The following is a 10,088-nucleotide window of genomic DNA, read 5'->3' on the forward strand; positions in this document are numbered from 1 at the left end:
ATGCCGGAAGCGCTCAAGGCGCGCGGCGAAGCGCTGGGCAGTGCCTTCGTCGGCTCGCTGAATATGGGCGCCGGCCAGTTCTGCACCAACCCCGGCCTGGTGCTGGGGGTCAAGGGCGAGGCGCTGGACGCCTTCGTCAAGGCTGCCGGTGAGGCGGTCTCCGCCAGCGGCGCCCAGACCATGCTTACCCCCGGGATCCACGGCGCCTACCGCGACGGCCTCGGCGCGCTGGCCGGTAATGCCAAGGTCAGAGAAGTCGCCCGCGGCCAGAGCGGCGACGGCCCCCACCAGTGCCAGACCGGGCTGTTCGTGGCCAGTGCCGCAGACTTCCTCGCCGACGAGGCGCTGCAGGCCGAGGTCTTCGGCGCCACCTCGCTGGTGATCGAGTGCGCCGACCTGGCCGAGATGCAGCGCGTCGCCGAGGGGCTGGAAGGCCAGCTCACCGCCACCCTGCAGATGGATGACGGCGACCTGGCAGCGGCCAAGGGCCTGCTGCCGACGCTTGAGCGCAAGGCCGGGCGGATACTGGCCAACGGCTGGCCCACCGGCGTCGAGGTATGCCACGCCATGGTCCACGGCGGCCCCTATCCAGCCACCTCGGACGCCCGCACCACCTCGGTGGGCAGCGCCGCCATTCATCGCTTCCTGCGCCCGGTGTGCTACCAGGACCTGCCGGCGGGGCTGCTCCCCGAGGCGCTCAAGGACGGCAACCCGCTGGGCGTCAGCCGGCTGGTGGACGGTAAGCGTGGAGAATAAGATATGCCAACCTTGAACCATAACGCGCAGGCTCTTCCTGAAGATCATCAACAAGCGCTGCTGGTAGGCCGAGTCTGGCGCGAGACACCGCGACCAGGCCCGGCCCTGGTGGCGATTCGCCAGGGAGAGGTCATCGATATTAGCGCTAGCTGCTACTGCATGGCCGACCTGCTGGAGCGGGATGATGCGGCAGCCCTCATCTCACAAGCTGAGGGCGAGTCGCTCGGCCCCGTCGAGACATTGCTGGAGAATTCTCTGGCGGAACCGCCGAGCGCGCCCTATCTGCTGGCGCCCTGCGACGTCCAAGCGATAAAGGCGTGCGGCGTGACCTTCGCCGTCAGCCTGATGGAGCGCGTCATCGAGGAGCAGGCGGGGGGAGATGCCGTTCGAGCCGGCGAACTACGCCAGGAGCTGCAGTCCCTGATCGGCAGCGATCTCTCCCAGATCACTCCGGGCTCCGAAGAGGCCATGGCCCTCAAAGCTGAGCTGCAGTCACGCGGCGCCTGGTCGCAGTATATGGAAGTCGGTATCGGTCCCGACGCCGAGGTTTTCACCAAGGCGCAACCCTTCTCGGCGGTAGGCTTCGGCGCACGCGTTGGCCTGCACCCGGGATCGGAGTGGAACAATCCCGAGCCAGAAATCGTGCTGGCAGTAGACGCTCAGGGCACTCCCCGCGGTGCCACACTGGGCAACGATGTCAATCTGCGCGATATTGAAGGACGCAGCGCCTTGCTGCTAGGCAAGGCCAAGGACAACAACGCCTCCTGCGCCATCGGCCCCTTCATCCGCCTGTTCGACGACACCTTCACGCTCGACACGGTGCGCCAAGCCAAGGTCTCGCTCAGCATCGAAGGCGAGGATGACGACTTCGTTCTCAACGACGAAAGCGATATGCGCCAAATTAGCCGCGATCCACTCGACCTGGTGAGTCAGACCATCGGGACTCATCACCAGTACCCCGATGGGCTCATGCTGTTCCTGGGCACCATGTTCTCGCCGATCCAGGACCGCGATGGCGCGGGACAGGGCTTCACCCACCATCTGGGGGACCGTGTCACCATCGCCACCCCGGCACTGGGCGCCTTGATCAACCGCGTCGATCGTAGTGATCGCCTGGCTCCCTGGTCGTACGGCATCCGTGCCTGGTTGGCTACTCAGCGCGCTTCCGGCCGTGTCTGAGCTATCCGAGTGACAGTGGCGATGACGACCAGGGTCAGCGCGTTATACATCGACCCAGCCGCCTCCCGCCGCCGACGATGCCAGCGCCCGGGTGATAAAACGCAGGCCATCGACCCCATCCATCACATTCGGGGTGTTGGCGGCCAGCGGCGCGGCCTCGCGGCCCGCCTGACGGGCGCGGATCTGCTCGGCAAAGTCGACGTAGAGCTGAGCGAAGGCTTCGAGATAGCCCTCCGGGTGCCCGGGGGGAATCCGCGACGCCGCCAGCGCCGCCTCGCCAAGCCCCGGGCCGTTGCGGGTCAGGATCCGCGGCGGCTCCCCCAGCGGTGAGTGGATCAGCCGGTTGGGCGTCTCCTGATGCCACTCGAGGCCACCTTGGCTGCCGTAGACCCGCAGCTTCAGGCCGTTCTCGTTGCCCGGCACCACCTGGCTCGACCACAGCATGCCCCGCGCGCCGCCCTTGAAGCGCAGCATCATATGCACGTTGTCATCCAGCGCCCGCCCCTCGACGAAGGTGTGCATATCCGCCGCCAGCGACTCGAGCTGGAGCCCGGTGACGAAGCGCGCCAAGTGATAGGCGTGGGTGCCGATATCGCCCAGGCAGCCGGCCGGGCCGCTGCGCTTGGGGTCGGTGCGCCACTCGGCCTGCTTGACGCCGCTCTCCTCCAGGCGGGTCGATAGCCAGTCCTGGGGGTATTCGACCTGCACCACCCGCAGCTCGCCCAGCTCACCGGCGGCGACCATGTCGCGGGCCTGGCGCACCAGTGGATAGCCGGAGTAGTTGTGGGTCAGGCCGAAGAACAGCCCGCTGCGCTCGACCAGCGCGGCCAGCGTCTGGGCGTCCTCCAGGGTGGTGGTCATCGGCTTGTCGCAGATCACGTGGATACCGGCCTCGAGGAAGGTGCGGGCCACGTCGAAGTGCAGATGGTTGGGGGTGACGATGGCGACCACGTCGATGCCGTCCGGGCGCTGACGCTCGCCCTCGGCCATGGCGCGGCAGTCGGGGTAGGCGCGCTCCTCGGCGACGTGCAGCTCGGCGGCCGCCGCGCGACCGCGCTGGGGGTCGGAGGCGAAGGCCCCGGCGACCAGCTCGTAGTGATCATCGAGCCTGGCGGCGATGCGATGCACGCCGCCGATAAAGGCCCCCTGGCCGCCACCGACCATGCCCAGGCGTAGCCGGCGGGGAGTGTCGTGATGTTGAGTCATGTCATTCTACCCTTCAGTCGAGGCCCAGCAGGCGCCGGTTGGCCGCCTCGTCGGCGCCCCCATCGGCGAAGTCGTCGAAGGCCCGCTCGGTGACCTGGATGATATGCTCGCGAATAAAGGTCGCCCCTTCGCGGGCGCCGACCTCGGGGTGCTTGAGGCAGCACTCCCACTCCAGCACCGCCCAGCCGTGATAGTCGTTGGCAGCCATCCACGAGAACATCGACTTGAAGTCGATCTGGCCGTCGCCCAGCGAGCGGAAACGCCCGGCCCGCTCGGTCCACGACTGATAGCCGGAGTAGACGCCCTGCTTGGGGCTGGGATTGAACTCGGCATCCTTGACGTGAAACATCTGGATATGGTCGCGATAGACGTCCAGAAAGCCCAGATAGTCGAGCTGCTGCAGAATCAGGTGGCTGGGGTCGTAGAGGATATGGCAGCGCGGATGGTGGCCGACCCGCTCGAGAAACATCTCGAAGGTGATGCCGTCGTGGAGGTCCTCGCCGGGATGGATTTCGTAGCACAGATTGACCCCGGCCTCGTCGAAGGCATCAAGGATCGGCCGCCAGCGCTTGGCCAGCTCGTCGAAGGCACTGTCGATCAAGCCCGCCGGCCGCTGCGGCCAGGGGTAGAGAAACGGCCACGCCAGCGACCCCGAGAAGGTGCCGTGGTCGGTCAGGCCGAGGTTCTGCGACGCCTTGGCGGCCAGCATCAACTGCTCCACGGCCCACGCCTGGCGGGCCTTGGGGTTGCCGCGCACCTCAGGCGCCGCGAAGCCGTCGAAGACCTCGTCGTAGACCGGGTGCACGGCCACTAGCTGGCCCTGCAGGTGGGTGGAGAGTTCGGTCAGCGCCAGACCATGCTCGGCCAGGGTGCCCTTGATCTCGTCGCAGTAGGTGCGGCTCTCGGCGGCGCGTCGTAGATCGATCAGGCGCGCATCCCAACTGGGGATCTGCACGCCCTCGTAGCCCAGCCCCGCCGCCCAGGCAGCGATACTGTCGAGGCTGTTGAAGGGGGCGTCGTCGCCGGCGAACTGGGCAAGGAAGATCGCCGGCCCTTTGATGGTTTGCATAAGCGGCTCTCCGATGGTTGTGGTCGAAGGCGGGCGCCAAGCGCCCGCCGGGATCGATCAGAACGGTGAATCGGGGAAGTAGTACTGCTCGGCGTTCTCCTGGGTGATCAGCGGCGAGCCGAGGATATACTCGCCCACCACCGGGCCATTGGAGACGAAATGCTGCACGGTGAGGTCCATGGCGGTGGCGATCATCGCCGGCGGATAGAGCACATCCACCGGTATCAGCTCGTCACCCTCCATGACCCGAGCGATGATGTCCTTCATCCCCGCGCCGCCGACGATGAACAGCTCGTCCTCGCGTTCAGCCTGTCGTACCGCCTCGATCACGCCAAGGGCGATATCATCATCCTGGGCCCACACCGCATCGATGCGGTCGAAACGCGCCAGATAGTCCTGCATCACCTCGAAGCCATCATCGCGGTTCCAGTTGGCATGCTGCATGTCGAGGATGTTGATGTCGGAGCCTTCGATGGCCTCCTGGAAGCCCTGCACGCGCTCCTCGTCGATCACCGTGGGAATCCCGCGCAACACCACGATGTCGCCCTCGCCATCCAGCTGGTCGCGGATATACTCGCCGGACACTCGGCCCATCTCGTGGTTGTTGCCGGCGACGTAGAGGTCCTCGATGCCCTCCTGTTCGAGACCGCGGTCGACTACGGTGACGAACACCCCGGTGTCTTTAACGCGACGCACCGGGTCGGTCAGCGGCCCTGACTCGAAGGGCAGTACCACCAGCGCATCGATATTGCGCTGGGAGACCAGATCTTCGAGGTCGTTGGCCTGTCCACCCGGGTCGCTGGCAGTGGTGATGGTGATGGATATCTCGGGGTGTAGTGCCTCCAGGCGCTCCTTGGCCTGCTCGGCGTGGTAATTGACCCCGCCGGTCCAGCCGTGGGTGGCGGCAGGAATCGACACGCCGATGGTGTACTCCTGAGCCACGGCGAGGGTGGGAAGTCCCATTGCCCCCGCTGTCGCCAGGGCCGCTAGGGCCATCTTGGTATTTGTCATTTTCGTGATGGGCATGGTCGTGCTCCTTTGCTGATTGTGCTTGTTATGTTGCTGCCTATTTCGGGCGCCCTATGGCACCGACTTCCTCCACGCTGCGCGCTGCAGGTACACCGCAACGATGATGATGATCCCCTGCACCGTGCCGTTGAGATAGTTGGAGATGGCATCGGTAAGGTTGAGGATATTGCCGATCATGGTCAGCATGATCGCCCCCACCACGGTGCCCCAGATGCGGCCGTGACCGCCCTTGAGTACGGTGCCACCGATAATCACCGCGGCGATCGCCTCGAGCTCCCAGAGCACCCCAGTGCCCCCCGAGGCCGAGCCCAACCGCGGTACATAGATGATGGTCGCTAGCGCCACGCATACGCCCTGCAGCATGTAGGTCATGGTCTTGATGCGATCGACGTGAATGGCGCTGTACTCGGCCACCTTCTCGTTGGAGCCGATGGCGAAGCAGTAGCGACCGAAGCGGGTATGGTTGAGCAGGATGTAGCCGGCCACCGCCACCAGCAGGAAAACCAGTACCGGGATCGGTATGCCAAGCAGGTTGCCGTAGTAGACCGGCCGGTAGATGTCGCGTACGCCCCAGTCCAGCGACAGGGTGCCACCGTCAGCGAGATAGGTGACCAGCGAACGATAGATGCCCATGGTGCCGAGGGTGACGATAAAGGCCTCTATCTTGCCCTTGGTGGTCACCATGCCGTTGATGAAGCCGGCACACAGCCCCAGCAGCAGCGAGGCGAAAATTCCCAGTACGATGGTGGTCAGGCCGGGGCCGAACTGCTCGACCAGGCTGTTCATGAGGATGATCATCACCCCGGCGATAAAGGCCGCCATCGAGCCCACCGAGAGATCCAGCCCACCCGCGGTGATCACGAAGGTGGCGCCGATGGCGATGATGCCGATAAAGGCGCTGCGGGTGAGCATGTTGGAGAGGTTATCCAGCCCCAGGAAGGCGGGATTGATCAACACTCCGAGTACCGCCAGCGCCATCAGGGCAATGAAGGGCCCCCAGGTCTTGAGGTCGAAGGAGGCCCGGCTCCGAGCGACAGGCTTGTTGTCAGGCACGGCGTTGTTCATCGACTCCTACCCCCTTGATGCCAGATGCGTACTGCATGATTTCGTGTTCATTGATCTGCTCGCCCTCGAGCACCCCCGTCAACACGCCGGCACACATCACCGCCACTCGATGGGAAAGACCGATCAGCTCGGCCATCTCCGAGGAGATCAGGATGACCGAGCGTCCGGCGTCGGTGAGTTCGCGCACGAAGTGGTAGATCTGTTGCTTGGTGCCCACGTCGATGCCGCGGGTCGGCTCGTTGATGATCACGATCTCGGGGTCGATGGTCATGACCTTGGCCAACAGCAGCTTCTGCTGGTTGCCGCCGGAGAGTTCGGCGGCGGTGAGCGCCTCGGTCCGCAGGCGGATATCGAAGCGCTCGACGGCCTCCTGGAAGGCCTGCTCTTCACGGCGCCGATCGATCAGCGGACGGCAGTAGGCGCGTAGATTGAGCAGGGTCAGATTGGGACGCAGGCCCATATTGAGTACCAGGCCCTTGCCCTTACGGTCCTCGGTGAGATAGGCGATACGCTGGCGCACCGCATCGCGCAGGTGGCGCAGCGCCACCGGCTGGCCGTTGCGCAGCACCTCGCCTGCGCTGCGGTTGCGCAGCCCCAGCACCGCCTCGATCAGCGCCGTACGTCCGGCCCCGACCACCCCACCAAAGCCCAACACCTCGCCGCGCCGCAGGGTAAAGCTCGCCTGCTTCACGGCCCCGGGCACCACCATGTTGCGTGCCTCCAGCACCACCGGCGCGTCACTGGCCAGCCCGCTGCGCTCGGGGTACATGTCGCTGATTTCACGCCCTACCATCAAGCGCGCCAGCTCCTCCTTGCTGCGCCCGGCCATCGGTCCGCTGTCGATTAGCCGGCCGTCGCGCAGCACCGTGACGCGATCGGCAATCCGCTCGATCTCGCGCAGCTTGTGAGAGATGTACAGAATCGCCACGCCGCGCTCGCGCAGTCGGGCAATCAGCGCGAACAGAACCTCGACTTCATGCTCGGTGAGGGTCGCCGTAGGCTCATCCATGATCAGCACCCGTACATCGCGGGTGATCGCCTTGGCGATCTCGACCATCTGCTGATCGGAGGTGCTGAGATCATTGACCCGAGCGCGTGGATCGACCCGGGTTTCGAGCTCCGCCAGCGCCGCCCGGCAGCGCTTACGCATGGCCTGCTGATCGAGGAAGGGGCCACGTCGAAGCTCGCGTCCCAGGAAGATGTTCTCTTCCACGCTCAACTGCTCGGCAAGGGCCAGCTCCTGATGGATCATCACGATGCCGTCGGTCTCGGCCTCGCCGCTGCTGGAATAGCGGCGCGCCCCGCCCTCCAGGTGGATGTCACCCGATGTGGCGCTCAGATAGCCGGAGAGGATCTTTACCAGAGTCGACTTGCCGGCGCCGTTTTCACCCAGCAGCGCGTGAACCTCACCAGGCACGAGGTCGATGTCGATATCGAACAGCACCTGGTTCTGGCCAAACGAACGGCAAATGCGGCGCGCCGACAGCAGCGGCTGATCGTGAGTACTCATCAGCCCCACCCCGCATCGACATGAAATTCCTGGCCGGTCAGCTGGGCGCCGTCGTCGGCGGCCAGAAACAGCACCATCGGCGCCACATGCTCAGGGGCCAGGCGCACCTTGAGGCACTGGTGCTCGCGGATGCGCGCCTCGTCCTCGGGGCCGATCCATTTATCGAGCTGGCGCTCGGTCATGATGCAGCCCGGCACCACCGTATTGACGCGAATGTTCTGCTCGCCCAGATCCCGCGCCAGACTGCGGGTCAAGCCATGCACCGCGGCCTTGGCAGTGACGTAGGTGGGCAGATTACCCAGCGCCAGGCGCACGCTGATCGAGCCGAAATTGATGATTGAGCCGCCGCCAGCCTGGGCCATCCGCTCGGCCACCGCCTGGGTCGAGAAGAACATCGGACGCAGATTGAGCGACATGCGCTCGTCCCAGTAATCGACGCTGACCTCGCGCCAGTCATGGCGATCGTCGTTGGCGGCGTTATTGATCAGGGTGCGAATCGGCCCATGCCGCTCGCACACCTCGTCGATGACGGCCTGCAGGGCAGCGATGTCGCGGATGTCACAGTGGTGATAGCAGGGGGCGCGACCGGTTTCGGCCTCGAGCTTGCGACACAGTGCCTGGCTGGCCGCATCGTCGATGTCGACGAAGGCGACATTCGCGCCCTGATGATGGAAGGCCTGAACCAGGGCCGCACCGATCCCGCCACCGCCACCGGTAACGAAAACGACGTGCTCCTCGAGGCTGGGATAGCGGGCCATTGGCTCGCGCATGGTGATCTCCCTTGTTGTCATTATTGAGGGGATATGACGTTGGCGTGGATTTAATTTAGACCCTAAAATAAATGCGCGCCTATGCAACTTAGGTCGCAATCACACACCTGGGCGAGGCCCAGTCACCACTGGCCATCGCGGCATGGCAACTCTGGTAGACTGCCCATGACCCACAGCAACGGCGAGATCCATGGCCTCTCAGCCCCATGACAGCAGCCGCCACGACAACACCCTGGCGGTGATTCGCAGCCTGCGTGAGCACGGCCCGGCGGCGCGCGTCGACATCGGAACGCGTAATGGCATCAGCTCTGCGACCGTCACCTCGATCAGTGCCGATCTGCTGCAGCAGGAGCTGATCACCGAGCTGCCACCCGATGTGTCGCGTCCCAGCGGACGCGGACGCCCCAAGACACTGATCCACCTCGATACCGAGGCGGCCTGTGTCATCTGCGTCAAGCTATCGATCAATGAACTGCAGCTGGTGGTGGGCGATTTCGCTGGCCAGGTCAGACATAGCGAGCATCACAGCGTCGCCACTCTGACACTCACGCCGGGGGATCTCACTGCACTGCTGGAAGAGAAAATTGCCGCGGTCTGCACCACGGCACTGGCCAACCATCGACGCTTGGCCGGCATCTGCCTGGCGATACAGGGGGTGGTGTCATCGCATAGCGGCACGCTGATCTGGTCACCGGCGTTGAGCTTTCGCAACGCGCCACTGTCGCCCCCCCTGGCCGAGCGCTTCGGCTGCCCGGTGCTGCTCGAGAACGATGCCAACTGCATCGCCAGCGTGTTGGCGACACAGCCGGCCTATGCCGGCTATCCCAATCTGGTGGTGATCATGCTGGGGTACGGCATCGGCATGTCGGTGATGATCGACGGCGTGCCGTTTGTGGGCGCCAACGGCTCCGCCGCGGAGTTCGGCCACAGCAAGTATCAACCAGGTGGCGCCCTGTGCGCCTGCGGCAAGCGCGGCTGCATCGAAGCCTATGCCAGCGACTACGCGCTCTACCGCGAGGCGCGTGAGGTGCTCGATCTTCCCGCTGGCGATAGCGCACACCCGTCGGAGCAGCAGATGCAGGCCCTGACCCAGTTGGCCATGCAGGGTGACCCCGAAGCCCAGCGAATCTTTGCCGAGGCGGGACGTGCACTGGGCTACGGCATGGCCAATCTGCTGGCGCTGTTCAATCCCGACCTGGTGCTGATCACCGGCTCAGGGGTACGCGGCTACGCTGCCATGCAAGAGAGCATGCAGACCGCCCTCGACGAGGCGCTGGTATCCGAGCTGATCGGCCCCACCCGTATCGTCAGCTGCCCCTGGGACCGCGATATGACCTGCCTCGGCGGCATCGCCATCGCGCTTCAAGCAACCGATTCGCAGATCCTCTCAGCTAGCTAGGCTTTGTACGAAAAGTAGATTCTGCTAATTTTTCCTATGCCGCAGCAGCATAGGTGAGGTATGGCAGGACGCTACGAGCTATCCGACCATAGCTGGTCGCTGATC

General features: G+C 64.9%; 8 protein-coding genes and 1 pseudogene. 3 read left to right on the forward strand and 6 right to left on the reverse strand.

Annotation, left to right across the window (positions count from 1 at the left end):
* Together IEI94_RS05560 and IEI94_RS05565 are read left to right on the forward strand one after the other, a co-directional pair.
* Positions 1–756: pseudogene (locus IEI94_RS05560) on the forward strand (aldehyde dehydrogenase (NADP(+))); the annotation flags it as partial.
* Between the two features lie 3 nt (positions 757–759).
* The gene (locus tag IEI94_RS05565) at positions 760–1,935 is read left to right on the forward strand and encodes a fumarylacetoacetate hydrolase family protein (protein ID WP_191166339.1); all 1,176 of its coding nucleotides are present in this window, start codon (positions 760–762) and stop codon (positions 1,933–1,935) included.
* Positions 1,936–1,977: 42 nt separating this feature from the next.
* Here IEI94_RS05565 and IEI94_RS05570 read toward each other — a convergent pair whose 3' ends face one another.
* The 6 genes from IEI94_RS05570 to IEI94_RS05595 are packed head-to-tail and all read right to left on the reverse strand — an operon-like array spanning position 1,978 to position 8,584.
* Positions 1,978–3,141 carry a Gfo/Idh/MocA family protein gene (locus IEI94_RS05570; RefSeq protein WP_191166340.1) on the reverse strand — a complete coding sequence of 388 codons (1,164 nt, stop codon included), beginning with the start codon at positions 3,139–3,141 and terminating at the stop codon, positions 1,978–1,980.
* Positions 3,142–3,154: 13 nt separating this feature from the next.
* Positions 3,155–4,210 carry a sugar phosphate isomerase/epimerase family protein gene (locus IEI94_RS05575; RefSeq protein ID WP_191166341.1) on the reverse strand — a complete coding sequence of 352 codons (1,056 nt, stop codon included), beginning with the start codon at positions 4,208–4,210 and terminating at the stop codon, positions 3,155–3,157.
* A 57-nt stretch (positions 4,211–4,267) separates the two neighbouring features.
* On the reverse strand, positions 4,268–5,236 hold the full coding sequence (locus IEI94_RS05580) for an ABC transporter substrate-binding protein (RefSeq protein ID WP_224749955.1): 969 nt from the start codon (positions 5,234–5,236) through the stop codon (positions 4,268–4,270).
* Positions 5,237–5,290: 54 nt separating this feature from the next.
* Positions 5,291–6,304 (reverse strand): ABC transporter permease, encoded by a 1,014-nt coding sequence (locus tag IEI94_RS05585; protein WP_191166342.1) that lies wholly within the window; start codon positions 6,302–6,304, stop codon positions 5,291–5,293.
* Positions 6,285–7,814 carry a sugar ABC transporter ATP-binding protein gene (locus tag IEI94_RS05590; RefSeq protein WP_191166343.1) on the reverse strand — a complete coding sequence of 510 codons (1,530 nt, stop codon included), beginning with the start codon at positions 7,812–7,814 and terminating at the stop codon, positions 6,285–6,287. The genes IEI94_RS05585 and IEI94_RS05590 overlap by 20 nt, the downstream gene beginning before the upstream one ends.
* Complete coding sequence (locus tag IEI94_RS05595) at positions 7,814–8,584, reverse strand: SDR family NAD(P)-dependent oxidoreductase (RefSeq protein ID WP_191166344.1); 771 nt, start codon at positions 8,582–8,584, stop codon at positions 7,814–7,816. The genes IEI94_RS05590 and IEI94_RS05595 overlap by 1 nt, the downstream gene beginning before the upstream one ends.
* A 190-nt stretch (positions 8,585–8,774) precedes the next feature.
* On the opposite strand from IEI94_RS05595, the gene IEI94_RS05600 reads away from it, so the two are divergent.
* Entirely contained in the window at positions 8,775–9,983 is a 1,209-nt protein-coding gene (locus tag IEI94_RS05600; RefSeq protein ID WP_191166345.1) for an ROK family transcriptional regulator, read from the forward strand.
* Positions 9,984–10,088: the final 105 nt, after the last annotated feature.

The sequence above is a fragment of the Halomonas sp. ML-15 genome, assembly GCF_014779595.1.
In the GTDB taxonomy this organism is placed as follows: domain Bacteria; phylum Pseudomonadota; class Gammaproteobacteria; order Pseudomonadales; family Halomonadaceae; genus Franzmannia.